This is a genomic window from Coprococcus sp. RTP21204st1_G4_RTP21204_210225 (assembly GCF_040915385.1).
Classification (GTDB): Bacteria; Bacillota; Clostridia; order Lachnospirales; family Lachnospiraceae; genus Allocoprococcus; species Allocoprococcus comes.
Map to the genome: position 1 here is coordinate 73,662 of NZ_JBCPDP010000002.1, position 24,394 is coordinate 98,055.

Consider the following 24,394-nt stretch of genomic DNA (forward strand, 5'->3'; position numbering starts at 1 on the left):
CGAAAGGTTGAAAAATAGAAAATTTACGAGGTGAGAGAAGATGGAGATAAAATCAGTTGCAGTTTTAGGTGCGGGAGCAGTAGGCTCTTATGTGATCTGGGGTCTTTCTGAAAAATCAGATATCCGGCTTGGAGTGATCGCTGAAGGAGAAAGAGCAGAACGTCTGAAAAAGAACGGATGTGCGATCAATGGCAAGACTTACCATCCGGAAGTGTGGACTCCAGATGAGGCACATGACGTGGATCTGATGGTGGTTGCTTTGAAATACGGTTCACTGGAAGGTGCTTTGGAGAGTATACAAAAAGCAACAGGCGAGCATACGGTGATCATGAGTCTGATGAACGGTGTTGACAGCGAAGAGATCATTGGCAGAACAGTGGGAATGGAGCATGTGTTACCGGCACTGATCAAAGTGGCTTCACATAAAGAGGAAGACGGTTATCATTTTGATCCACCGACCACACTTGGAATCATTTTCGGAGAACCGTCCGCGCCGTTCGACAGCGAGCGGGTGAAAGCAGTGGAAGAGTTATTTGCAGATACCGGGATTCATTTCCGCTCCACAGAGTATATTCAGGAAGAGATCTGGTGCAAGTTTTGCCTGAATGTGTGCAGCAATCTGCCGCAGGCGATTCTGGGAGCAGGCGTTGGATGTTACCGTGACAGCGTGCACATGAAAGCAATCAGTGACGGATTAAAAAGAGAGCTGGAAGCAGTCGCACAGGCAAAAGGAATTGATATGAGCAAGACCGAAAGCTCGTCCGGACGTGGAAGTGCGGTCCCACCGTCAGCCAGATATTCCACCTTGCAGGATCTGGATGCCGGATGCCACACGGAAATCGATATGTTCTCCGGCGAGCTTGTGCGGATGGGAAAAGAGCTCGGAATCCCGATGCCGTATAATGAATACACCTATCATATGATCAAGGCGCTGGAAGAGAAAAACGATGGTAAATTTGATTATACCGGGAAGGAAGAACTGACCTGGTCAAAGTAGAAAATATAGAGCGGGTATGTTATGCTGAAATCAGCATAAATTAAAATGTGCGATTTCGGGACGAGATGTAAGATCAGATTCTCGTAAAAAGAACAACATAAAATGAAGAAAAGAAAGAGAGAGAAAGCATGAACGAATTATATGAAGCAATTGAAAAGAAAATCAAATCATCCGGATATCCGAGACTGATTTCCGGAGAGGATGTATACGATGATATCTGTGATCAGATTGAAGGAAAGGAAAATGGAGAATATATTTTACTTTCCAAATTTGATGATGATGTCGTGTTTGAATATCATATCACGATTCAGGATGATGATTTTAATCTTGGAATCCTGACCATGAAGACACCGGAAGGCGTATTTGAAGTAGATTTTGATGAGGAATAGAAGATGAAGATTACCGTTTATCTTGGTGCAAATGAAGGAAATGTTTTCTGAACGTCTGGAATTTCTCCAGAATAATTTTTATTCTTATGGCGAATATGCCCTGGTTGGAACAAAGGGCTATTGCTATGAAGGAAAAGATACGATCGAACATTTTGAAAAGCTGCGCAGACGGGAAATCGAGCGCCTGCGGGTTTCTTTGGAGATGGCGAAAAAGGCAGGATACCAGAAATTTACCGGGATGATTTTTGTAGAAAATGAGACAAAGGATGTTCTATGCTTTTTCATGTTATAGTAGTAGTTACCAGCGTAAATATAAGGAACGGTTTCGGACAAAAAGAGCGAAACCGTTCCTTATTTGGTCGATAGAAGTCACTCACATTTCTCCGGATCAATTTTCGGCGGCCGATAATGATAGACTTCTTCGTAGGATTCCAGCTCTTCTCTGTTTGTGGGACCGACAGGGATCAGACCGGTGCAGTCCTGCGCAGATGCTGCATTAGACAGATAATCGTAGGAATCGATGATCTTCTGATTGGATTTTTTGCGGGATGAAATATCAGAATGTTTTTCTTTTTTCATGGGGACCTCCTTATCTGATATGGCACAGGCAGAAAAAAGTGAAAATCTTAAAAACTGCCGGCAGGATAAGATAAGTATGTGCTGATAGGTAGAAAATATGTATGAAAAAAACGGTTTCTGCCTCATTTGGGTTTGAAAATTATGTGAGATAGAAAGAAAGCCGTCTGTTAAACGCATCAGGGCAAAAAAATACTTGCATTCTGAGTTTAAGAAGACCATAATAGCAAAGGGATTTTTTTGAAATTATTTGAAATCAGGAATGAAGTAAGAGAGAAGCAGAGGAAAAAGGGAGTTAAAAGAAAATGGAACAAAAGCATATGTTCACAAATAAAATGATTGCAGATCTTCTGATACCGGTCGTTCTGGAACAGCTTCTGAACTCCATCATGGGAACAGCGGACACAATGATGGTAAGCAATGTGGGATCTGCGGCGATTTCAGCAGTATCGCTGGTGGATTCGATCAATGTGCTGGTGATCCAGGCGTTTTCTGCGCTGGCGGCAGGAGGTGCGATCGTCTGTGCACAGTATATCGGACAGAAGAATGTGAAGCGGGCAAATGAATCCGCAAGGCAGGTGCTGTTTATTATTACGGCAATTTCGGTTGTGATCAGCCTGATCTGTCTTGTTTTCCAAAAGCCGATGCTGCGTCTGATCTTTGGATCAGTGGAGGCGGAGGTCATGCGTGCGTCGGAAATTTATTTCTTCTATACGGCACTGTCCTTTCCGTTTATCGCAGCTTATGATTCGGCAGCATCGATTTTCAGGGCACAGGATAATACGAAAGGTCCGATGCTCATTTCCATGATATCCAATGTGATGAACATTGCAGGAAATGCAATGCTGATCTGGGGATTTCATATGGGTGTTGCAGGGGCAGCACTTGCAACTCTGATTTCACGTGTTTTCTGTGCAGTTGTAGTTCTGGCCCAGCTGCGTCAGGACAGGCAGCCGATCGTGGTGCGTGATTATCTGAAAATCCGTCCAGACTTCCGGATGATCCGGAGAATTCTAAGTATCGGTATCCCTTCAGGGGTAGAGAACAGTATGTTCCAGCTTGGAAAGCTTGCGATTCAGTCCTCCGTATCAACGCTCGGCACAGTGGCAATCGCGGCACAGGCAATGACGAGTATTCTGGAAAATCTGAATGGAATTGCAGCAATCGGAGTTGGCGTTGGGTTGATGACGATTGTTGGACAGTGTATTGGGGCTGGCAGAAAAGATGAAGCGGTTTACTATATCAAAAAGCTTTGTATGATTGCGGAAGTGATTCTGATCATCAGCTGTTTGAGTGTATTTGTACTGACAAAACCGATCACGATCCTTGGTGGTATGGAAAAAGAAAGTGCGGATATGTGTATCCATATGACGATGTGGATCACGATTGTAAAGCCATTGGTATGGATTATGGCATTTATCCCGGGCTATGGTATGCGCGCAGCCGGGGATGTGAAATTTTCAATGCTCACATCTTGCACGACGATGTGGCTGTGCCGTTTTTGCCTCAGCGTATTTATGATCCGGATAGTTGGTGTCGGAGCGATGGGCGTGTGGATCGGAATGTTTTCAGACTGGACACTCCGTGGGATTATTTTTTCGTGGAGATTCCACAGCAGAAAGTGGCTGAAGCATCAGGTGATTTAAAATTCTTACATAGATTTTACATGGCAGATCCTTTGGATTTTACATACCTTTGTTAAGATTCTGTTAAAGGTAAGGAATTTGGAAAGGAAGATGTAAAATGAGAAAGCTGTGGGATTTCTGGAAGAATAAAAAATATGGAAAAAAGAGTATGACAGGATGGTTTCTGCTGACGAATGCATTATTGTGTGGGGTTATAGGTGCAGCACTTTGGGGAGTTGTCAGTCTGGTGGCGTTAAAAGGAATATCCTGGCTGATCATATTTGCAGGCTATGCGATTGTTTTCCCGGGATTCCTCGGAGGTGTACTTTTTGCAATGAATGCGGAAACAACGATGGATGAATTAGAGATAAAATAAACAGACAGAGAAGCGGAAATATCAGAAATGGTATTTCCGCTTTTTTCGATACAAAATACAAATTTACAATTTTTACAGATTGTATAGAAAGAAAATACGGAAAAGACTGGTTATTATAGAGCTGATTTGGTAAAATAAAGACAATAATAAGAAGCAGGTGATGAAATATGGACAGTCAGAAGAAAGATCCGCTCTATAAGAGTTTTGGATACGCATTTGAAGGAATTGGTACCTGTATCAAAAAAGAGCGGAATATGAAGATTCACTGTGCGACAGCGGTGTTGGTAGTGATTGCCGGAGTGATATTGAAGATCTCATTGCTGGAATGGTGCATCTGCCTGACGCTTTTTGGGCTTATCATGGCGCTGGAGCTGGTCAATACCGCAGTAGAAGCGGTGGTCGATCTGGTGACGGAAGAGCGGAAGCCACTTGCAAAGATTGCAAAAGATACAGCAGCAGGTGCGGTTCTGATTGCAGCAATTATGGCAGCGATCGCCGGGATTATTATTTTTCTACCAAAGGGGCTTACATTCCTTGGACTTTAAAGCAGATTGAAATTGTGAAAGGAGATAGACGTTATGGGAAGCTTAGGAGATGGAGTTAAGAAAGTATTACTTGCAGGGATTGGTACAGCAGCAGTAACTGCAGAAAAGTCAAAAGAAGTTCTGGATAAGATGGCAGAACGTGGAGAAGCAGCTGTAGAACAGGGAAAAGTTCTGAATCAGGAACTTCGCCACAATATCAAGAAGACTGTAAAAGAAAATGTCAATGTTTCTGTTAAGACATCTTCACCGGAAGAACTGGACGAGCTGCTTGATAAGATGACACCGGAGCAGATTGAACAGCTCAAAGAAAGAATTTATGAGCGTGAAGCAGCAGTTTCTGAAGAAGAAACAGAAAAAGTAGAAGAAGCTGTAGAACAGGCAGGAGAGACGGCTGAAACTGTTGAAACAGAGACGGCAAAGGAAGCAGCAAAAGAAGTTGAAGCAATCGAATCTGGCAACGAGGACATGAATGAGTAACAAAAACCAGCCAAAAGAGTCAAATAAATATGGTTCCAGACTGCGGGAGATGACAGCAGTCCTCAGAAAACATGGGATTACCGGTGGACTTACCCCGGAAAAGCTCCGGCTGATCCTGGAGGATCTGGGGCCGACTTATATTAAGCTTGGTCAGATCATGTCACTGCATTCCGACATTCTTCCGAAAAGCTATTGTGAAGAACTGATGCGGCTTCATTCCGAGGTGACACCGATGCCATTTGAACAGGTAGCAGAAGTGATCCGCAAGTCCTACGGTTATGAGTGGAACGAAGTGTTCCAGAGCATTGATGTGCATCCACTGGGATCGGCATCGATCGCACAGGTCCACCGGGCGGTTCTGAAGACTGGGGAAGATGTTGTCGTCAAAGTTCAGAGGCAGGGGATCTATAAGGTAATGTCCAGAGATATCAGTCTGCTCCACAAAGCGGCAAAGCTGGTCCCGCCAGGTACGATCAAGGACATGGTGGATATTAACATGGTTCTGGACGAGCTCTGGACTGTCACCCAGCAGGAGATGAATTTTCTTCTGGAGGCAGCCAGTATGGAAGAATTTGCCCAGCGCAATCAGGATGTGGCTTTTGTTACAACGCCTCGGCTCTATCGCGAATATACGACCAACCATGTGCTGGTGATGGAATATATTGATGGATTTGCAATCAACGATAAAGAAAATCTGCTGGCAAATGGCTATGATCTGAATGAGATTGGAACAAAGCTTGTAGATAATTACATTCGCCAGGTTATGGAGGATGGTTTTTTTCATGCTGATCCGCATCCGGGCAATGTGCGTATCCGTGATGGAAAGATTGTCTGGATCGATATGGGAATGATGGGAAGACTTACCGAGCGTGACCGGGAACAGATCAGTAATGCAGTCAAAGGTGTGGCAGAGAATGACATCGGTCTGATCCAGGAAGCGGTGATGGCACTTGGCGAGTTCCGCGGAAAGCCGGATCAGAGCAAGCTGTATGAAGATATCAATAATCTGATGGCAAAATATGGAACGATTGATATAGGTGATATTGATATTGCGGAAGTTATGCAGGATCTGATGGAAGTGATGAAGGAAAATAAAATTTCCATGCCTCATGGACTTACTATGCTTGCAAGAGGACTCGCCAATATGGAAGGTGTGCTTGCCGAGATCAGTCCGCAGATCAACATGGTTGAGATTGCGGCGGCACGGATGAAGGAGAGCTTTCTGACGAAGGAACAGTGGAAAAAAGAGATAAAGAATGATGCAAAAAGACTGTATCGTTCTCTTCACAAGGCAATGGATATTCCTTCCCTTGCAGCAGACATCCTGCAGGGTCACATGAAAGGACAAACCAGAGTCAATCTGGATCTTCATACTTCGGATGAGCTTTCCGGGTTGCTAAGGAGGTTGGTGCGGAATATTGTAATGGGGCTGTGGGTGATGGCACTTCTGATCAGTTCCAGCATTATCTGTACAACCAATATGCAGCCAAGGTTGTGGGGGATTCCGGCAATCGGTGCGTTTGGATATCTGATGGCATTTGCTATTGTAATGTATGTTTTTATCAAACATATCTTTTCAAAAAAATAAATAAACAGGGGGAAAAGAGATGCGGAAGGAGTTTTATACAGGGCATCTTTTTGATGTATATCGTTATTTTGGAGCGCATAAAGAGGGTGAAAATTTTATTTTCCGTGTGTTTGCGCCATCGGCAAAAGGAGTGTGCGTATTTGGAGAGTTCAGTAACTGGACAGAGATCCCGATGTATCAGGAGGAACAGAGCGGTGTATATGTGTCAGAGCCGATTCCGGCGAAGACTGGTCAGCTGTATAAGTACTGCATTTACACAGCAAATGGCGGAAGGGTAGAGCACTGTGATCCATATGGCTTCCAGATGGAATTAAGACCAGGAGATTGCTCAATCTTAACGGATCTTTATAGTTATAAATTTAAGGATGAAAAATGGATGAAGAACCGGACAGTCGGATTTGACAGTCCGGTCAATATCTATGAGATCCATGCAGGATCCTGGAGAAAAAAAGGAGAAGGGAAGACCGACTGGTATACTTATATTGAGCTTGCAAAGCTTCTGATTCCTTATGTAAAAAAGAATCATTATACTCATATTGAGATGATGCCGCTTTCCGAGCATCCTTTTGACGGATCCTGGGGATATCAGAATACCGGATTTTTTGCGCCGACCGCACGTTATGGAACACCGGATGAGCTGAAAAAATTTGTGGATGAGTGTCACCAGGCAGGAATTGGTGTGATCATGGATTTTGTTCCGGTACATTTTGCAGTCGATTATTATGGACTGAAAGAATTTGACGGAACCTGTCTGTATGAATATCCAAATGCGGCAGTAGGTGAAAGCGAATGGGGAAGCTGTAATTTCATGCATTCCAGAGGGGAAGTACGATGTTTCTTACAGTCGGCAGCAAATTACTGGCTGAGTGAGTTCCATTTTGACGGAATCCGTATGGATGCAGTCAGCCGTCTGATCTACTGGCAGGGTGACGAGGCCAGGGGTGTTAACGGAACGACACTGGATTTTCTGAAGGTGATGAACCAGGGACTAAAGTCCCTTCATCCGACAGCCATGCTGATCGCAGAAGATTCCACCAATTTTCCAGGTGTTACCAAACCGGTTGACCAGGGAGGACTTGGTTTTGATTACAAGTGGGATCTTGGTTTCATGCACGATACACTGGAATATTTCCAGAGTGCACCAGAATACAGAAGCAGAGATTATCATAAGCTGACATTTTCGATGATGTATTATTATAATGAGCGTTTTTTGCTGGAATACTGTCATGACGAAGTGGTACATGGAAAGGCAACGATTCTCCAGAAGATGAACGGAGAATATGAGGATAAGTTCCCGCAGGCAAGAGCTATGTATCTGTATATGATGGCGCATCCTGGTAAGAAGCTGAATTTCATGGGAAATGAATTCGGTCAGCTTCGCGAGTGGGATGAAAGCCGCGAGCAGGACTGGGATATCCTAAAATATCCGCTCCATGATGCATTTCACCGTTATATGATCGAACTGAACCGTATCGGTCAGGAAAATGATGCATTCTGGCATGATTATGATCCGGAGAATTTCAAATGGCTGGACTGCCATCAGGAAGAACGCTGTATCTATGCGATCAAAAGAAAAGGAAAAAATAAGAACTTTATCGCGATATTCAACTTCTCAGACGAAGAACAGGAAGATTACGAACTGGATACCGAAGAAGAAGGAAAACTCAGTGTGATACTGGATACGGACTGGGACGAATATGGAGGAAATACAAAAAAGAAAAAGACATTGCCGGCAAAAGCAAAAAAAGGGACGCATGTGACGCTGGACTTGCCGCCGTTTTCGGGGATTTTGCTGATGAGTTAGGTGATGGGAAAGGGACGCCCGGGGCAGAACGATATTTCTGCTTTCGGGCGCGCTTTCGCTTCGCAAAAAACGCAGCGGTACTAAGTTCGGTGATACCGCAAGCGTTATCCCCTCACTAAGTGCCGGCGTTTTTTGAGGGCCCGCCAGCAGAATTATCGTTCTGCCCCGGGCTGTGCTATGACACCAGAACCGCATCGGCGAAGGGGGGAAGACAGCACCATACTAAGCGCACAAAAAACTAATACCAGGGGGGACGGCATCCGCTGCGCATCGCCTGGATGTGACGTCTGACGAGAAGTGATGGCAATGGATTTGCAGAAGTACTGGAGGTATATTGATAAGGTATAAAGTTTACGTTCCTGAGCAACCTATCCCACTGAAATTAAAATAGTATTTTCCCAGTGTGGCAGCGAAGCGCCTCTGCACAACTTGTACTGGAGCGACAAACGCAAGCACCCATGCATTCGGAATGAACCCCATCGGAAACGTCGGTACTTAGTGAGAGGATGTCGTCAGACATCATCGAACTTAGTATCCGCTACGTTTGCGGACTAAGCGCGAGCGGGGGTGAATCCGAATCCATGGGTGCGTAACTTTGTCAACCACCTACAACTTACAAACCTCCCTGTCGTAAGTCATCAGCCCGTTTATTTCATCTTCGATGTCGGAGAGTTGTGTATATACTGCTCCGCACAATCCCTGTTCTTTGAGGGGGTCGATTTCTTCAGATATAAGTTTATGATAGGCTGCCTGGAATTCTTCCTGTGAAGAGCAGATTTTATATCCGTATGTCTTGCCGGAGCAGGTATGTCCTTTGACCTGGCAGGTGTAGCCTCCGTATTCGGAAATGACGAAAGCGCGGTCAGATGGAGTTACGAACTGCTTTGCAAAGTAGTTATGTTCACTTTTGAAATCTCCCTGCCGTCTGTCAAACCATCCGCTGGCGGAATCGATGAGCCGGGTGTCATCCAGTTCGCGGAATAAGGCAGTGAGCTTTTTTGAATCAAACTGTCCCCAGCCTTCATTGAAGATTACCCAGGTGCTGATGCATGGGAATGCTTTTAGGGCAGTGACAGTTTCTTTGCATTCACGGATGAATTCTTCTCTGCCATGTACATTTTTCCTGCCGAAGAGAGGATGAATCCGGTCACTGGTGTGAAGCTTGAATTTTGGAAAGAGTGCAGGCAGCCAGGTCATGAACGGAGCATTGTAGGTGCCACCGTTTACCATGTCCTGCCAGACGATCATTCCAAGGCGGTCGCAATGATAATACCATCTTGCAGTCTCGACTTTTACATGTTTACGGATCATGTTGAAGCCGAGATTTTTCATGGTTTGGATATCATAGATCAGCGCTTCATCAGATGGCGCAGTGTAAAGCCCGTCCGGCCAGTATCCCTGATCCAGGACTCCATTCAGAAAAAGTGGTTCATGGTTCAGGCAGAAGCGGGGAAGTCCTTTTTTATCCGGTTCGATGGTAAAGGTACGCATTGCAAAATAGCCGGTGACTTTATCTTCGCCTGCCTGTATCTCAATTGTATAAAGATAAGGATCATCAGGATTCCAGGGATGCATATTGTTGACGTCACAGTAGCAGGAGTAACAGCAAAGAGAGTCAGACTGATTGGTGCAGATCCCTTTGGAAATCAGGCGACCGTCCATGTCTCTGACGTGACAGACAACCGCTTCGGCATCGCTGCATCCGGAAATCGGATGATTTAAAAGAAGGGATACGTGTACCGTCTCTTTTTCATATAAAGGGGTGAGTTCCAGTTTTTTGACATAGACAGCCGGAACCCATTCCATCCATACTGTCTGCCAGATTCCACTCTGGGCGGTGTAGAACATTCCGCCACGCTTTAATTTCTGTTTTCCAACACTGTGATAAGAAGTGTCGGAACGGTCTTCAATGTGTACAGTCAGAGTGTTGCAACCCACCTGCAGAGCATCTGTGATATCAGCAGAAAATGGAAGATATCCGCCGATATGTGAGACAACTACTTTTCCATTTACCAGAACTTTCGCATACTGATCGACTGCACCAAAATGCAAGATGCACCGGGATCCGTCGGAAGGAAGGCGCTTGACCGACAGCAGGCGCTCACAGAGCATTTTTTCGCGTGGCTTTAACTGGAAACCGGCACCGGAAAGAGGGGCTTCCGGAGAAAAAGGAACGAAAAGAGTTCCTTCTTTGGTTATGGTATTTTTTTCTGAAAGAACTGTGTAATTCCATTCTCCATTCAGGTTGATATATTGATCGCGGATCATTTGCGGACGTGGATATTCTTCCAGTATGTGCTGCGGATCAAGAGCTTTTCCCCAACGGGTAGTCAGTGTCTGATGGGAAGCTTTTCTGGGAAAGATCCGTACACTTGCAAGTGCTGCTAAAAGATTCATAAAAAAACCTCTTTCGTTAAATATTCTTATAGTCTATTGTACCATGTGACAACAAAAACACCGCACATTTTATAGAAATTTTAGAAATGAAAACAGTGGGGAAAAACGGATTGTAAAAAAGAAAGAATCAGTTTATCATAAGAATATAAGAAAAGATGAGCTGTGAGAACACAGACAAAGAGCAGGCAGGAGGAAATACCGATGAAAATAGTTTTAGATACACATGCACATACCATTGTCAGCGGACATGCATACAATACGATACGTGAGATGGCACAGATGGCGAAAGAGAAAGGACTGGAGGCATTTGCATTGACTGAACATGCACCGCAGATGCCGGGAACCTGTCATGAGTTCTATTTCCAGAATCTGCATATCGTACCGCGTGAAATGTACGGCGTGAGACTGTTCATGGGTGTGGAACTGAATATTATGAATGAAAAGGGAGAGGTTGACCTTCCGGAGAGCACACTTTGTCAGATGGATATTGCAATTGCAAGTATTCATGGACCTTGTTATAAAGGCGAGCGGACGGAAGAGGCAATCACGGCGGCATACCTTGCGGCAATGGAGAATCCGCTGATTCACATTATTGGACATCCGGATGACGGAAGATATCCGGTGGATTATGAACAGCTGGCCAAAAAAGCAAAAGAGACAGGAACCGTTCTGGAGGTAAATAACGGTTCGTTAAGACCTGGCGGATTCCGCGTGGATACCAGGAAAAATGATTTAAAAATGCTGGAATACTGTAAGAAATACGAAGTTCCGGTTACGATGGGAAGCGACGCACATATGGATGTAGATCTTGCAGATTACAGTTATGCGCTTCCGGTGATCGAGGAGAGTCATTTTCCGGAAGAACTGATCGTTAATACTTCTGCAGAGCTTCTGAAATCATGTATTCAGTATAAACGGAATATGTGGAAACAGAAAAAAGTGAATTGTTAATACGTCATTTACGTTAAAAAAGTCTGTATGAAAGATAGAGAAAAGACTTGATATCTAGTTTTTAATACTATATAATATCTATATTGAGGTGAAAAAGAATGACGATAAATACGGAAGATTTATTAAACAGTATCCTGGAAAGTGTCGGCAGAATTGATTATATTCATCCGGTAGATATTCCGAATATAGATTTATATATGGATCAGGTAACAACTTTTATGGAGGAACAGCTCAGTTCGACGAAGCGTTATGAGGATGATAAGATCCTGACGAAAACGATGATCAATAATTATGCGAAAAACAATCTGCTTCCGCCTCCGAATAAGAAAAAGTATTCCAAAGAGCACCTTCTGGTTTTAATTTTTGTCTATTATTTTAAGAACCTGCTCTCAATCAAAGATATTGAGATTTTGTTAAAGCCACTGACAGACAAATATTTTGCTGTGGATTCGGAATTTGACATGGAAAGTATCTATGAAGAAGTCTGTAAGATGGAAAAAAGCAGGATCGGAGAGTTGCAGGATAGTATTCGTAAGGCGTATGAGACTGCTGAGCATTCTTTTGTATGTGTGGATGATGAAGAAAGAGAACAGCTTCAGAAGTTTGCCTTTATCTGTAATCTCAGTTTTGATGTGTATGTGAAAAAGCAACTGATTGAAAAAATGGTGGACGAACTTCCAAAGCCGGATAAGAAAAAATAAAAGCGTTAGCTTTTTTAAGAAGAATAAAAAAAGGAACGGATTTCAGATTTTGAAATTCGTTCCTTTTTGCTATTATGTGTTTGGCAATAGCTGTTACTACCAACTCCTGCCGGTGTCTGTAAAATTAAGATTCGGATTCTTCAGCCCCTGCCTGAAGTCTCTCAAATACCATATCGTATCCATCATTACCATAATTAAGAGAGCGGTTTACGCGGCTGATTGTTGCTGTGGAAGCACCAGTCTTTTCTGCAATCTCCAGGTATGTTTTCTGATCACGTAGCATCTTAGCTACTTCAAAACGCTGTGAAAGCGATAAAAGCTCATTGATCGTGCAGACATCTTCAAAGAATGTGTAGCATTCTTCTCTGCTTTTCAGACTGAGAACGGCATCAAATAAAGAATCGACCGCTTCTGTTCTGATTTTTCTACTCATTATATTATCCCTCCATGACAAATAATCAATAAGAGTGTGACATAAACTGCCCCACTCATTCATACAATGACATATTAGCACATTAAAATTTTAAAGTCCAGATATTTTGCAAAATTTTACAGATAAGAAAAAAGGAGCTGGATTTTTCTATTTTTACGACGAAAAATAGGGACGAGAGATTCTTTGACACCCCACTTTTTTTATAATATAATGATGCAATAGAGCCTCGAGAGAGGAGAAGAAAGAGGAACAAAAATATGAGTATTTATGATACATTAAATGACAGACAGCAGGAGGCCGTTTTCTATACAGAGGGCCCGCTTCTGATCCTTGCCGGAGCAGGATCCGGTAAGACACGTGTCCTTACACACAGGATTGCCTGGTTGATCGATCAGATAGGTGTGAACCCATGGAATATCTTGGCGATCACATTTACGAACAAGGCAGCCGGGGAGATGCGTGAGAGAGTGGATCAGATTGTTGGATTCGGTTCGGAGAGTATCTGGGTGAGCACCTTCCATTCAATGTGTGTGCGGATCCTGCGCAGATATATTGACCGGCTTGGGTATGATACAAATTTTACGATTTATGATGCAGATGATCAGAAGACACTGATCAAGGATGTGTGTAAATATTTGCAGATTGATACGAAAATGTTTAAGGAACGGTCGCTTCTTAGTGCGATTTCTTCTGCAAAAGATGAGCTTGTCACACCGGAAGAGATGACACTTCGTGCGGAAGGGGATTGGGCGAAAAAGAAGATTGCACAGGTTTATACCGAGTATGAAAAGCAGCTGAAAGCTAACAATGCACTCGATTTTGACGATCTGCTTTTAAAGACAGTACAGCTTCTTCAGACACAGCCGGACGTGTTGGAGTATTATCAGGAAAGATTCCGTTATATCATGGTGGATGAGTATCAGGATACGAATACGGTACAGTTTAAGCTGGTAAGCCTTCTTGCCGGTAAGTATCAGAATCTGTGTGTAGTTGGTGATGACGACCAGTCGATCTACAAATTCAGGGGTGCGAATATCATGAATATCCTGAATTTTGAAAAAGAATATCCGAATGCGAAAGTGATCAAGCTGGAACAGAATTACCGTTCCACATCCACAATCCTGAACGCCGCAAATGAAGTGATCCGTCACAATACAGGACGAAAAGAGAAGTCGCTCTGGACCGAGAATGGTGAGGGTGAGAAGATTCAGTTCCGTCAGTTTGATTCTGCTTACGATGAGGCGGATTATATTGTCAGTGATATCAAAGACAAGGTGAACAGTGGAAAAAGAGAATATAAGGATTTCGCTATTTTATACAGAACCAATGCGCAGTCACGTATATTCGAGGAAAAGATGGTGGTATCCAATGTTCCGTATAAGATCGTTGGTGGAGTAAACTTCTATGCAAGACGCGAAATAAAGGATCTGCTGGCATATTTAAAAACAGTAGATAATGGAAAAGATGATCTGGCAGTACGGAGGATCATCAATGTACCGAAGAGGGGAATCGGACTGACAACCATCGGAAGGGTGCAGGATTATGCAACGGAACGGGAGATCAGTTTCTATGAAGCAATCCTGGCTGCAGGATCGGTTCCGGGAATCGGACGTGCGCTTGGCAAAATCGAATCCTTTGCAGCCCTGATTGAACATTTTAAAGCCGAAGGCGAACGCATGAGTGTAGCGGAATTGATGGATGAGATTATCGATGCAACTGGATATGTAGAAGAACTGCAGGCAGATTCTGATGAAGAAGCAGAAAGCCGTCTGGAAAATATTGAAGAGCTCCGGAATAAAATTGTTGCATACGAGGAGTCCTGTGAAGCAGAAGATGAAAAATCGACACTTTCCGGTTTTTTAGAGCAAGTGGCATTGGTTGCAGATATCGACAGTCTTGATGAGGAGACGGACTATGTGGTGCTGATGACTTTACATAGTGCGAAAGGCCTGGAATTTCCACACGTCTATCTCGCCGGCCTGGAAGATGGGATTTTCCCAAGCTATATGACGATCACGGCAGATGATCCGGCAGAGCTGGAAGAAGAGAGAAGACTCTGCTATGTGGGAATTACCCGTGCAAAGGAGAATCTGACGCTGACCTGTGCAAGACGACGGATGGTACACGGTGAGACACAGTATAATAAGATGTCCAGATTCTTAAAAGAGATTCCGCTGAGTCTGCTTTCTACCGGTGCCCTGTTTAAAAAAGAGCAGACAGAGGAGGAACCAAAGGTATCTGCTTACCGTCAGGCAAAGCAGGCATTTGCGACAAAAGCGTTCGCAGCGACAAAGCCTGCACAGCAGTTTACTGTGACCAAGGGAAAAGGTCCGGGATATGATGTGGGGGACAGAGTGCGTCATATTAAGTTTGGAGAAGGTCTGGTGACACAGATCACAGAAGGCGGACGAGACTACGAAGTGACTGTGGACTTTGATACGGCGGGCACGAAGAAGATGTTTGCCATGTTTGCAAAACTGCAGAAAATTGACTAAAATTGCACTATGTGCCTGAGAAACACATTCTTTTTCGGAAAATCTGTGCAATATGGTGGAAATTATGCATGGATTTGTGGTATACTAGCTATAAACAATGAGTGAGCCGAAACAGAGAGTGACGGCAGAAAGGGCGTGTATGGAGATGAACAGAATCGAAGAATTACTTGCAACAACGAAACTCAACGATATGATGCATAAGAAAGATGATGATCAGAAGACAACTGTTCTCTGGATTCTTGCAATTATCGGTGCGGTAGCAGCAGTTGCAGCAATTGCATATGCAGTATATTGTTTCTTTACTCCGGATTATCTGGAAGACTTTGAAGAAGATTTTGACGATGATTTCGACAATGATTTCTTCAGTGATGAAGATGAAGTACAGTAATATTAAGAAAGCAGCGAAGGCAGGAATTGTCAAAGATTCCTGCCTTTTCTATGTGAGGGTATATAGATAGATGAAAAAAGGACAGATATTAGAAGGATATATAGAAAGGGTAGATTTCCCGAATAAAGGATTTGCCGTGGTAGAGGACGAAGAAAAAAAAGTGATCGTGAAGAATACCGTTCCGGAACAAAAGGTGCGTTTCGCGGTGAATAAGATACGAAAAGGTCAGGCAGAGGGACGACTTCTGGAAATTCTGGAGCATTCACCGGAAGAATGTCAGCCGGCATGTCCGCATTTTGGAGTCTGTGGCGGATGCACTTATCAGAATCTGCCGTATGAAAAGCAGGTGGAGATGAAGGAAGCGCAGATCCATGCAATGATGGATGCGGCGGTTGATGGTGATTATATCTGGGAGGGTGTTAAAGAAAGCCCGGTCAGAGAGGCATATCGCAATAAAATGGAATTTTCTTTTGGAGACGAATATAAGGACGGACCTCTTGCACTTGGCATGCATAAAAGAGGCAGCTTTCACGATATTGTAAATGTTACAGAATGCAAGATTGTGGAAGAGGATTTCAGACGAATTATAAAGGCTGTTCTGGAGTTTGCGACAGATACAGGTCTTCCGTATTATCACAGAATGCGCCATACTGGATTTTTCCGTCATCTTCTTGTGAGAAAGGCAGTTCGCACCGGAGAAATTCTGATTGATCTGGTAACAACATCGGAGGCACAGCTAGATGAAGCCAGACTGGTGGAAAAGCTTACCGGTCTTTCTTATGATGGGAAGCTTGCCGGAATTCTTCATACAACCAACAACAGCCTTGCGGATGTGGTAAAAGATGAAGGAACCAAAATTTTATATGGACAGGATTATTTCTATGAGGAACTTCTGGGACTGAAGTTCAAGATCACACCATTTTCTTTCTTCCAGACTAATTCCCTTGGCGCGGAAGTGCTTTATGAGGCAGCAAGATCTTATATCGGTGAGACGAAAGATAAGGTAATCTTTGATCTCTACAGTGGAACCGGAACGATTGCACAGATCCTTGCACCAGTGGCAAAAAAAGTAGTAGGTGTGGAGATCGTTGAAGAGGCTGTAGAGGCTGCAAAAGAAAATGCTGCTTTAAATGGACTCGATAACTGTACCTTCTGGGCTGGAGATGTGTTGAAAGTAATCGATGATCTGGGTGAAGTACCGGATCTGATCGTATTGGATCCACCAAGAGACGGTGTGCATCCGAAAGCACTGGAAAAGATCATTGATTTTGGTGTGGAAAGAATGGTTTATATTGCCTGCAAGCCGACCAGCCTGGCAAGAGATCTGGAGCTTCTGCAGGGAAGAGGATATCAGGTAGAACGGATTGGGTGTGTGGATCTTTTTCCGAGCACTTATCATATAGAAACTTGTGTTTTATTGTCCAAACTAGGATAAAAGCTGGCTGATTGGTAAATGGTATTCGTAATATTGCAGAAGAGATTGTGTTAAAAGAATTGGTGTATATATAAAGCGTGGAAAGCTCCTTCTGGAGTTTTTGGCTGTTTATAAGATAAATTCTGTCGGAGATTTATTATAAAACATTACTTTACAAGAAGGATAAAAAAGCATATAATTCTTTTATAATATATTTAATAAAAGAGGGTAAGAAAACGGAAAATAAAGATAAAAAAAATATAACAAGAAAAAAAATAATTAATTATGTGCTAAACAATCATGTTACATCCAAGGCGGGAATCGCAAAAGAGTTAAACTTGAGTATGCCGACTGTGTTAGCAAATGTGAATGACTTGTTAGAAAAAAGGGTGTTGGAAGAAACTGGGGAATATGCCTCAACCGGTGGAAGGAAAGCAAAAAGTATAGGGATTAATAAGTCATACTGTCATGCAATGGGAATTTTGATTACAGCGAATCATATAGAAATGGTATTAGTAAATCTTGGAGATGAGATTATAAAAAAAGATCGCATCCGTTTAAAATTTACGGCTGAATTATCTTATTGTACAGAGGTGGCACAAAAGGTCAAAACTTTTCTTGAAGGCGAAGCAGCGAAGGACACGCTACTTGGGATTGGAGTGGCGATTCCAGGAATTATTGATCAGAAAGAACGGATTGTTTTAAAATCCCATGCTTTAGGTATAGAGAATTATAGTCTGCGCTTTTTAGAGCAGGCGCTGGAAATTCCAGTATATTTTGAAAACGATGCTAATGCTGCAATGCTTGCAGAAAAAAAACAAAAGTATCCAAATGCGATATATCTGTCTTTGAACCACACCTTAGGAGGTGCATTCTGCATAGATGGAAAGCTGTTTCGAGGGCAAAACCAGAAAGCAGGGGAGTTTGGTCACATGATACTCGTTCCCGGTGGAAGAAAGTGTTATTGTGGTAAATCAGGATGTGCAGATGCATATTGTGCTGCAAGTGTACTGACACAAGATAACAGGCAGTCACTGGATGCATTTATGGAAAAAATTGAAAGTGGTGATGAAAAAAATTTGCAGACATGGAATGAGTATCTGGATCATCTTGCTGTTTTGATATCAAATCTGCGGATGGCATATGATATGGATATCATACTAGGAGGTGATGTGGGAGGTGTATTGTCAGATTATATGATACCACTGGGAGAAAAAGTGATGGCATATAATGGCTTTGAGCATGATGTTTCATATTTGAAAAATTGTTCGTATAAGAAAGAAGCGTCGGCTGTTGGAGTCGCGAAATACTTTTTTACAAAACATATGGTAGAATTGTAAATTTTTTGAACGAAGATAAGCAGTACACCGCATTTGGTGCGTAGGGTAAGGGGATGTTTAGTCTGTTGGAGTTAAAAGCTCCCACTGACAGGTTGCAAAGCGAATCCGGATGTCCGCTTTATATGTGTGAAAAACGAGAAGTTGTGTAAAATTAAAAAAAGATATTATAGTAAAAAACGGAAAGAAAACAGTAACTACGGTTTTCTTTCCGTTTTTTTTTGCGTGTTAATTGTGAAAAATATACAAAAAATGTGTTTTGAAATTATGAAATATATAAAAATATGAAAAAACATATTGACAAATTGTGTTTACATTGTAATAATATAATTACTTTAATAAAACATTTTATAAAACATAAAACAAAACAACATGAAAGGGAGGAAACAATTATGTTACAGCAGGTAATGACAAATCCAGGAGAAATTATTTTCAGAGAGGTTCCGGTTCCGGAGGTAAAGGAAAATCAGGTGTTGGTAAAGATTATGAATATTGGTGTTTGTGGATCAGATATTCATGTTTATCATGGAAAACATCCGTTTACAAAATATCCGGTAACACAGGGACATGAGGTTTCCGGTGAGATTACAGAACTTGGAAAAAATGTCACAGAGTTTCATGTGGGACAGAAGGTGACGATAGAGCCTCAGGTATATTGTGGACATTGCTATCCATGTCGTCATGGAAAGTATAATCTCTGTGAGGAATTAAAAGTAATGGGATTTCAGACGACAGGAACAGCATCTGAGTATTTTGCAGTGGATGCATCTAAAGTAACACCGATTCCAGAAGATATGTCCTATGAAGAAGGAGCTATGATCGAACCTCTTGCCGTGGCAGTTCATGGTGTAAAACAGATGGGCGATGTGGCTGGCATGAATATTGCAGTCCTTGGCGCAGGACCGATCGGAAATCTCGTGGCACAGGCAGCAAAAGGAATGGGGGCAGCGAAAGTGATGATCACAGATATCAGTGATCTTAGACTGGCAAAGGCAAAAGAATGTGGAATTGATGTGTGTGTGAATACCAAAAATAAAGACTTCGGTGCGGCAATGCTCGAAGCATTTGGACCGGACAAGGCGGATGTGATCTACGACTGTGCCGGAAACAATATCACAATGGGACAGGCAATTAAATATGCAAGAAAAGGAAGCACGATTGTACTGGTGGCTGTTTTTGCAGGAATGGCAGAAGTAGATCTTGCAGTGGCAAATGACCACGAACTTGACATTAAGAGCACGATGATGTACCGCCATGATGATTACATAGATGGAATCAGACTGGTAAATGAGGGCAAAGTTCATTTGAAACCGCTCATCTCAAAGACATTTGCTTTTAAAGATTATCTGAAAGCATACCAGTATATTGATGATAACCGCGAGACAACGATGAAAGTAATTATCAACGTCAGTGAAAAGTAAGGAGTTCGTATGGAAAATAAATATGGAATTGTCGGAGTTGCCCATGTCGGGCTTCCGACAAACGATTTACAGAAAACAGTTGAGTTTTATAAGAGTCTTGGATTTGAAGTGATTATGCAGTCTTATAATGAAAAAGCAGGGGAAAAAGTGGCATTTTTACAGATAAAAAATTACTGTATAGAGACTTTTGAAAATGGGCAGGCGGCAATGTCAGACGGTGCATACCAACATGTTGCACTTGATGTGGAAGACATTGAAAGCATGTATCAGAAAATCTGCAATGAAAAATACACAATTATTACAGACGGAATCGAAGAACTACCATTTTGGGAAAATGGTGTGAAGTTTTTTATGATTAAAGGACCAAATGAGGAAAGAATAGAGTTCTGTCAGAAACTCTGATAAAAATAGGAGGAACATATGGGAAGCGAAAACAAAAATGGAAAAGTACCGCTGATCAGTAAGATTGCATATGGGTTTGGTGATGTTGGATGTAATTTCAGCTGGATGTTTGTCAGTAATTTTCTGATGATATTTTATACAGACGTGTTCGGAATCAGTATGGCGGCTGTGTCAGCACTTATGCTTTTTTCAAGATTCTGGGATGCAATCAATGATCCAATCGTCGGGGGACTTACGGATAAAACAAAATCGAGATGGGGACGGTACCGTCCATGGCTGTTAGTAGCGGCACCAATTACAGCGATTCTTCTTGTTATGACATTCTGGGCAAGACCCGACTGGCCGCAGAATGGAAAGATCATTTATATGGTAATTACATATTGTCTGCTGGTTTTGGGGTATACCTGTGTGAATATTCCATATGGAACCTTGTGTGGTGCTATGACACAGGATATTGATGAACGTGCAAAAATAAATACATCCCGTTCGGTTGCAGCGATGATTGCAATTGGTGTGTTAAATATTATCACAGTTCCACTGCTCAGCAAATTCGGCAGTCATAGTGCAAAGACAGGATATCTGACGGTTGCGGTCATATATGGATGTATTTTTACAGCCTGTCATTTCTTCTGCTTTGCGAAGACGAAAGAGGCAGTGATCACTCCGGAAAAAGAAAAAATTTCTGTAAAGGTTCAGTTGAAAGCAGTCATGCAGAATAGACCATATCTTCTTGCATTGGTAGGACAGATATTATTTGGATTTACATTATATGGTAGAAACGCAGATATTCTGTATTACTTTACATATGTGGAAGGGAATGCCTCCTACTACACAACTTATTCGATGTGCATCATTATTCCTTCTATCATCGGGGCAGCCTGTTTTCAACCATTATTCCGCAAGTTGAATAACAAAGGAAGAACAGCATCTCTCTTTGCTTTATTTACAGGAATTTCCATGTTGTCTATGTTTTTCTTCAATGCCAAAGAATCACCGGCTATTTTTTATGCATTATCTGGTCTCACACAGTTTTTTTTCTCTGGATTTAATACCGCAATCTATGCAATTATTCCAGACTGTGTGGAATATGGGGAGTGGAAAACCGGACTTAGAAATGATGGTTTTCAGTATGCATTTATTTCACTTGGAAATAAAATCGGAATGGCAGTTGGAACAGCACTTTTAGCAGGATTACTTGGAAAATATGGTTATATTGCAAATCAGACACAAAATGCAATTGTACTTTCAATTATGAAACATGCATTTACGACGATTCCAGGTGTACTGTGGATTGTGACTGCGGTTGTATTATTTTTCTACCGGTTAAATAAAAAGCGTTATAACGAGATTGTGGAGGAACTGAAAAATGGAAGAAAAAGTTGATATCGTGGCATTGGGTGAATTGTTGATTGATTTTACGGAAGCAGGACACAGTCAGGATGGGAGAAAATTGTTCGAACAGAATCCCGGCGGTGCTCCGGCAAATCTTCTAACTGTTGCAAGCCACTTTGGGTATCGCACATCTTTTATTGGAAAAGTTGGAAACGATATGCATGGTAAATTTTTAAAGAAGACATTGCAAAAGGAAGGAATCAATACAGATGCTATTGTTGAAGACTCGGGTTATTTTACAACGTTGGCATTTGTGGAAATCGGTGAAAATGGAGAACGGAATTTTTTTTTGCAAGAAAACCGGGTGCAGATACACAGTTAAAAAAAGAAGAACTGGATCAGACATTAATTTCAGGTTGTAGAATTTTTCATTTTGGATCATTATCGCTGACAGATGAACCGGCAGAAAGTACAACGATTGAAGCGGTAAAAATGGCAAAAGCAGCGGGTGCACTTATTTCCTATGATCCAAATTATCGCCCGTCTCTTTGGAAGAGCAAAGAGCATGCAGTGAAAAAAATGAGATCTGTCATAGAATTGGTAGATGTCATGAAGGTATCGGATGAAGAGAGTACTCTGTTGACAGAGGCGAAAAGTTATGAGCAGGCTGCAGATCAACTCCTTGCCATGGGACCAAAGCTGGTTGCCATTACATTGGGAGAACAGGGCGTTCTTATGGCAACAAAAAGCAGAAAAGAAATCATCAAAGCATTTCAGATACATGCGGTCGACACGACTGGGGCAGGTGATTCATTTTGGGGAGGCGTATTATGCAGTCTCCTTTCTATGAATAAGAATGTTGAAAAAATGGAATGGGAAGAAATCAAAAAGTGTGCTGTTTTGGGAAATGCAGTTGCTGGATTGTGTGTGCAAAAGAGAGGTGGAATCCCTGCGATTCCGACGAAAGAGGCAGTGTTTGAATTTATGTTCAAAAAGCTTATCAGATGTTTGTAGACAATCTGAAGAAAAGTGCAACAACAAGAGCGTGCATATTTGCAAGCTTTTTTGAAAACTGTCGTTTGGTAAAATCTATTCTATTTTTAAAAGCTTTGCGATAAAATATGTTCTGTGAATCATTCACAGTATTGTATTTTGAGGAGGCTTCATTCATGGTGAGTGAAGTCTCTTTTATTTTGCACTGTATAATGGAAAAAGTTTTGGTTGAACAGCAGTTGGAATAGTGAACGCATGCGTTCACATTTTATAACTAAGAAGTAATGGATTGGAAAGAAAATAATCAAGAACTTATTGTAGTATTATTAACCTTTGATACAGACGAAAAAGGTGGAGATGGTGAGGTCAATCCTAATGCTACATATACCAACTGGCAGTGGCATTTAGTGAAAACAAAAGATAAAAAGAATTGGGAAATAATCAGTTGGGGTTATTAATTGATTCCGGTTTGATGAATTCATGTGGCTTTTGAAATGGTAAAGTGATTTTATTTTACTTATTCCGGAGCGTGGTATATACTAATAGGTAGAGTAAGTAATGCACAGATGTGACAAAATTGTCTTTTTAAATATAGACAGCTTTGTCAGGGGAACGCTGTACGGTTAGGATACTGCATAAAAAGCAGGAAAGAATAACGAAAAACGGAGGAATTAAAATGAAATTTCAAAAGCTTGGCAACACGGACATCGATGTTTCTGTGGTTGCATTAGGTACTTGGGGGCTTGGCGGAGGAAGTGTCTGGACAGACGGAGATTCTACAGTTGAGGACGCGAAGCGCCTGCTTGATATTTGTCATGAACATGGCGTGAATTACATCGATACCGCACCGGTGTATGGCACAGGAGTAAGTGAGGAATTGCTTGGTAAGGCACTGAAAGGCAGAAGAAATGATTTTGTTTTGCAGACCAAATGCTCACTGAACTGGAGAAATGAGGGTGGTAATTTCCATTACGAACGAGACGGTTATACCGTTAACAATGACACCCGCGCATCAGCAGTGAAAAAGGACGTGGAAGACTCTCTGCGCAGAATGGGAACCGATTATCTGGATTCTGTTATCGTACATTATGTCTGCGGCAGCTTTCCGGTGGAAGAAACGGTTGGAGCTTTGGAAAATCTGGTTCGTGAAGGAAAAATCCGCACCTATGGACTTTCTAACAGTCAGCCGGCAGATCTGTCTGCATATCAGGAAGCCGGCGGAAACGTATCTGTTGTACAGGAATTTTTCAGTATTCTCTCTCCTTTCCATGGCAGAGATTATTTTGAACTGTGTAAAAAGTATAACACGGTATTTCAGACCTATGGTGTGCTGGAAGAAGGATTTTTAACATCTCCTGCCTTTATGGACCGTGAATTTGCAAAAACCGATATCCGATCCAGAATACCTTGGACAGATCCGGAGAAAAAAGAAGGACTTCGCAAGGCTTTTGAAATCTGGAAACCGCTTTGTGAGGAATATCATTGCAGTTTTGCAACGCTGGTAGAAGCCTGGGCACTATCTCAGTATGACCGAATGAGTCTTCTGGTTGGAATGCGAAAAGCTTCCAGTGTGGAAGATACTGTAAAGTGTCTGGATATTAAGTTGCGTGCCGAGGACATCAAATGTATGGAGGAAGCAGTAAAGACAATTCAGGTTGCGGTTTTGGACAAATAGAAAACTGAAAAGGTGGAAAGGATCGGGAGCGTGTATCCGATCCTTTCTTTATCCGAGAATAGATAGCATGAAAGGAAA

The 24,394-nt window shown here is 42.3% G+C and carries 23 protein-coding genes and 1 pseudogene; 21 read left to right on the forward strand and 3 right to left on the reverse strand.

From position 1 onward, the window contains the following. The first annotated feature begins 40 nt into the window (after positions 1-40). From AB5213_RS02035 to AB5213_RS02045, 3 genes are all read left to right on the forward strand, one after another. Positions 41-997: a 2-dehydropantoate 2-reductase gene (locus AB5213_RS02035; protein ID WP_349096632.1), complete on the forward strand. Its 957-nt coding sequence runs from the start codon at positions 41-43 to the stop codon at positions 995-997. Positions 998-1,125: 128 nt separating this feature from the next. After that, positions 1,126-1,386, forward strand: a complete 261-nt coding sequence (locus AB5213_RS02040) for a hypothetical protein (RefSeq protein WP_008369481.1) — start codon at positions 1,126-1,128, stop codon at positions 1,384-1,386. A 31-nt stretch (positions 1,387-1,417) separates the two neighbouring features. Then, positions 1,418-1,678, forward strand: a complete 261-nt coding sequence (locus AB5213_RS02045; RefSeq protein ID WP_368276266.1) for a hypothetical protein — start codon at positions 1,418-1,420, stop codon at positions 1,676-1,678. Between the two features lie 77 nt (positions 1,679-1,755). Here the strand turns inward: AB5213_RS02045 and AB5213_RS02050 are convergent, their stop codons facing one another. Next, positions 1,756-1,965: a hypothetical protein gene (locus AB5213_RS02050; protein WP_368276267.1), complete on the reverse strand. Its 210-nt coding sequence runs from the start codon at positions 1,963-1,965 to the stop codon at positions 1,756-1,758. Between the two features lie 302 nt (positions 1,966-2,267). On the opposite strand from AB5213_RS02050, the gene AB5213_RS02055 reads away from it, so the two are divergent. From AB5213_RS02055 to glgB, 6 genes are all read left to right on the forward strand, one after another. Then, entirely contained in the window at positions 2,268-3,608 is a 1,341-nt protein-coding gene (locus AB5213_RS02055; protein WP_008369476.1) for an MATE family efflux transporter, read from the forward strand. A 97-nt stretch (positions 3,609-3,705) separates the two neighbouring features. Further along, positions 3,706-3,963 carry a hypothetical protein gene (locus AB5213_RS02060; protein ID WP_055249282.1) on the forward strand — a complete coding sequence of 86 codons (258 nt, stop codon included), beginning with the start codon at positions 3,706-3,708 and terminating at the stop codon, positions 3,961-3,963. Positions 3,964-4,130: 167 nt separating this feature from the next. Further along, entirely contained in the window at positions 4,131-4,508 is a 378-nt protein-coding gene (locus AB5213_RS02065; protein WP_368276268.1) for a diacylglycerol kinase family protein, read from the forward strand. A gap of 33 nt (positions 4,509-4,541) precedes the next feature. After that, positions 4,542-4,985 (forward strand): phasin family protein, encoded by a 444-nt coding sequence (locus AB5213_RS02070; protein ID WP_008369470.1) that lies wholly within the window; start codon positions 4,542-4,544, stop codon positions 4,983-4,985. Then, entirely contained in the window at positions 4,978-6,573 is a 1,596-nt protein-coding gene (locus tag AB5213_RS02075) for an AarF/UbiB family protein (protein WP_349096638.1), read from the forward strand. The genes AB5213_RS02070 and AB5213_RS02075 overlap by 8 nt, the downstream gene beginning before the upstream one ends. Before the next feature lie 19 nt (positions 6,574-6,592). Beyond that, entirely contained in the window at positions 6,593-8,377 is a 1,785-nt protein-coding gene (gene glgB / locus AB5213_RS02080; RefSeq protein WP_195510297.1) for a 1,4-alpha-glucan branching protein GlgB, read from the forward strand. Positions 8,378-8,983: 606 nt separating this feature from the next. Here the strand turns inward: glgB and AB5213_RS02085 are convergent. Further along, positions 8,984-10,774, reverse strand: a complete 1,791-nt coding sequence (locus AB5213_RS02085; protein WP_349096640.1) for a glycoside hydrolase family 2 TIM barrel-domain containing protein — start codon at positions 10,772-10,774, stop codon at positions 8,984-8,986. Positions 10,775-10,975: 201 nt separating this feature from the next. Here AB5213_RS02085 and AB5213_RS02090 point away from each other — a divergent pair, with 201 nt between their 5' ends. Beyond that, positions 10,976-11,725, forward strand: a complete 750-nt coding sequence (locus tag AB5213_RS02090) for a phosphatase (protein WP_008369460.1) — start codon at positions 10,976-10,978, stop codon at positions 11,723-11,725. Positions 11,726-11,823: 98 nt separating this feature from the next. Beyond that, positions 11,824-12,426, forward strand: coding sequence for a DUF1836 domain-containing protein (locus AB5213_RS02095; protein ID WP_055157639.1), 603 nt, complete (start codon positions 11,824-11,826; stop codon positions 12,424-12,426). A gap of 124 nt (positions 12,427-12,550) precedes the next feature. On the opposite strand, the gene AB5213_RS02100 is transcribed toward AB5213_RS02095, so the two are convergent. Then, the gene (locus AB5213_RS02100; protein ID WP_022220320.1) at positions 12,551-12,859 is read right to left on the reverse strand and encodes a YerC/YecD family TrpR-related protein; all 309 of its coding nucleotides are present in this window, start codon (positions 12,857-12,859) and stop codon (positions 12,551-12,553) included. Positions 12,860-13,116: 257 nt separating this feature from the next. On the opposite strand from AB5213_RS02100, the gene pcrA reads away from it, so the two are divergent. The 10 genes and pseudogenes from pcrA (at position 13,117) to AB5213_RS02150 (ending at position 24,316) form a co-directional block, all read left to right on the forward strand. Beyond that, positions 13,117-15,354 carry a DNA helicase PcrA gene (gene pcrA, locus AB5213_RS02105; RefSeq protein ID WP_055157637.1) on the forward strand — a complete coding sequence of 746 codons (2,238 nt, stop codon included), beginning with the start codon at positions 13,117-13,119 and terminating at the stop codon, positions 15,352-15,354. A 145-nt stretch (positions 15,355-15,499) separates the two neighbouring features. After that, the gene (locus AB5213_RS02110; RefSeq protein ID WP_044998722.1) at positions 15,500-15,742 is read left to right on the forward strand and encodes a hypothetical protein; all 243 of its coding nucleotides are present in this window, start codon (positions 15,500-15,502) and stop codon (positions 15,740-15,742) included. Between the two features lie 70 nt (positions 15,743-15,812). Further along, the gene (gene rlmD, locus AB5213_RS02115; protein WP_349096641.1) at positions 15,813-17,177 is read left to right on the forward strand and encodes a 23S rRNA (uracil(1939)-C(5))-methyltransferase RlmD; all 1,365 of its coding nucleotides are present in this window, start codon (positions 15,813-15,815) and stop codon (positions 17,175-17,177) included. A 323-nt stretch (positions 17,178-17,500) separates the two neighbouring features. Then, a complete protein-coding gene (locus AB5213_RS02120; protein ID WP_349096642.1) occupies positions 17,501-18,496 on the forward strand; it encodes an ROK family protein in 996 nt (331 codons plus the stop codon). A gap of 389 nt (positions 18,497-18,885) precedes the next feature. After that, positions 18,886-19,914: a zinc-binding dehydrogenase gene (locus tag AB5213_RS02125; protein ID WP_044998589.1), complete on the forward strand. Its 1,029-nt coding sequence runs from the start codon at positions 18,886-18,888 to the stop codon at positions 19,912-19,914. Positions 19,915-19,923: 9 nt separating this feature from the next. Further along, entirely contained in the window at positions 19,924-20,316 is a 393-nt protein-coding gene (locus AB5213_RS02130) for a VOC family protein (protein WP_008369413.1), read from the forward strand. Positions 20,317-20,334: 18 nt separating this feature from the next. Then, positions 20,335-21,699 carry an MFS transporter gene (locus tag AB5213_RS02135; protein WP_055155810.1) on the forward strand — a complete coding sequence of 455 codons (1,365 nt, stop codon included), beginning with the start codon at positions 20,335-20,337 and terminating at the stop codon, positions 21,697-21,699. Then, a pseudogene (locus tag AB5213_RS02140) lies at positions 21,683-22,662 on the forward strand (carbohydrate kinase family protein). Before AB5213_RS02135 ends, AB5213_RS02140 begins: the two are co-directional and overlap by 17 nt. A 263-nt stretch (positions 22,663-22,925) precedes the next feature. Then, positions 22,926-23,099 carry a hypothetical protein gene (locus AB5213_RS02145; protein ID WP_172676448.1) on the forward strand — a complete coding sequence of 58 codons (174 nt, stop codon included), beginning with the start codon at positions 22,926-22,928 and terminating at the stop codon, positions 23,097-23,099. A gap of 218 nt (positions 23,100-23,317) precedes the next feature. Continuing rightward, positions 23,318-24,316: an aldo/keto reductase gene (locus AB5213_RS02150; protein WP_368276269.1), complete on the forward strand. Its 999-nt coding sequence runs from the start codon at positions 23,318-23,320 to the stop codon at positions 24,314-24,316. Positions 24,317-24,394: the final 78 nt, after the last annotated feature.

Coding starts and splice junctions, on each gene's coding strand:
- rlmD (WP_349096641.1), top strand. CDS start 15,813: ATGAAAAAAGGACAGATATTAGAAGGATATATAGAAAGGGTAGATTTC.
- AB5213_RS02045 (WP_368276266.1), top strand. CDS start 1,418: ATGAAGGAAATGTTTTCTGAACGTCTGGAATTTCTCCAGAATAATTTT.
- AB5213_RS02130 (WP_008369413.1), top strand. CDS start 19,924: ATGGAAAATAAATATGGAATTGTCGGAGTTGCCCATGTCGGGCTTCCG.
- AB5213_RS02120 (WP_349096642.1), top strand. CDS start 17,501: ATGCCGACTGTGTTAGCAAATGTGAATGACTTGTTAGAAAAAAGGGTG.
- AB5213_RS02150 (WP_368276269.1), top strand. CDS start 23,318: ATGAAATTTCAAAAGCTTGGCAACACGGACATCGATGTTTCTGTGGTT.
- glgB (WP_195510297.1), top strand. CDS start 6,593: ATGCGGAAGGAGTTTTATACAGGGCATCTTTTTGATGTATATCGTTAT.
- AB5213_RS02050 (WP_368276267.1), bottom strand. CDS start 1,965: ATGAAAAAAGAAAAACATTCTGATATTTCATCCCGCAAAAAATCCAAT.
- AB5213_RS02075 (WP_349096638.1), top strand. CDS start 4,978: ATGAGTAACAAAAACCAGCCAAAAGAGTCAAATAAATATGGTTCCAGA.
- AB5213_RS02110 (WP_044998722.1), top strand. CDS start 15,500: ATGAACAGAATCGAAGAATTACTTGCAACAACGAAACTCAACGATATG.
- AB5213_RS02100 (WP_022220320.1), bottom strand. CDS start 12,859: ATGAGTAGAAAAATCAGAACAGAAGCGGTCGATTCTTTATTTGATGCC.
- AB5213_RS02125 (WP_044998589.1), top strand. CDS start 18,886: ATGTTACAGCAGGTAATGACAAATCCAGGAGAAATTATTTTCAGAGAG.
- AB5213_RS02085 (WP_349096640.1), bottom strand. CDS start 10,774: ATGAATCTTTTAGCAGCACTTGCAAGTGTACGGATCTTTCCCAGAAAA.
- pcrA (WP_055157637.1), top strand. CDS start 13,117: ATGAGTATTTATGATACATTAAATGACAGACAGCAGGAGGCCGTTTTC.
- AB5213_RS02035 (WP_349096632.1), top strand. CDS start 41: ATGGAGATAAAATCAGTTGCAGTTTTAGGTGCGGGAGCAGTAGGCTCT.
- AB5213_RS02090 (WP_008369460.1), top strand. CDS start 10,976: ATGAAAATAGTTTTAGATACACATGCACATACCATTGTCAGCGGACAT.
- AB5213_RS02065 (WP_368276268.1), top strand. CDS start 4,131: ATGGACAGTCAGAAGAAAGATCCGCTCTATAAGAGTTTTGGATACGCA.
- AB5213_RS02055 (WP_008369476.1), top strand. CDS start 2,268: ATGGAACAAAAGCATATGTTCACAAATAAAATGATTGCAGATCTTCTG.
- AB5213_RS02040 (WP_008369481.1), top strand. CDS start 1,126: ATGAACGAATTATATGAAGCAATTGAAAAGAAAATCAAATCATCCGGA.
- AB5213_RS02060 (WP_055249282.1), top strand. CDS start 3,706: ATGAGAAAGCTGTGGGATTTCTGGAAGAATAAAAAATATGGAAAAAAG.
- AB5213_RS02095 (WP_055157639.1), top strand. CDS start 11,824: ATGACGATAAATACGGAAGATTTATTAAACAGTATCCTGGAAAGTGTC.
- AB5213_RS02145 (WP_172676448.1), top strand. CDS start 22,926: ATGGATTGGAAAGAAAATAATCAAGAACTTATTGTAGTATTATTAACC.
- AB5213_RS02135 (WP_055155810.1), top strand. CDS start 20,335: ATGGGAAGCGAAAACAAAAATGGAAAAGTACCGCTGATCAGTAAGATT.
- AB5213_RS02070 (WP_008369470.1), top strand. CDS start 4,542: ATGGGAAGCTTAGGAGATGGAGTTAAGAAAGTATTACTTGCAGGGATT.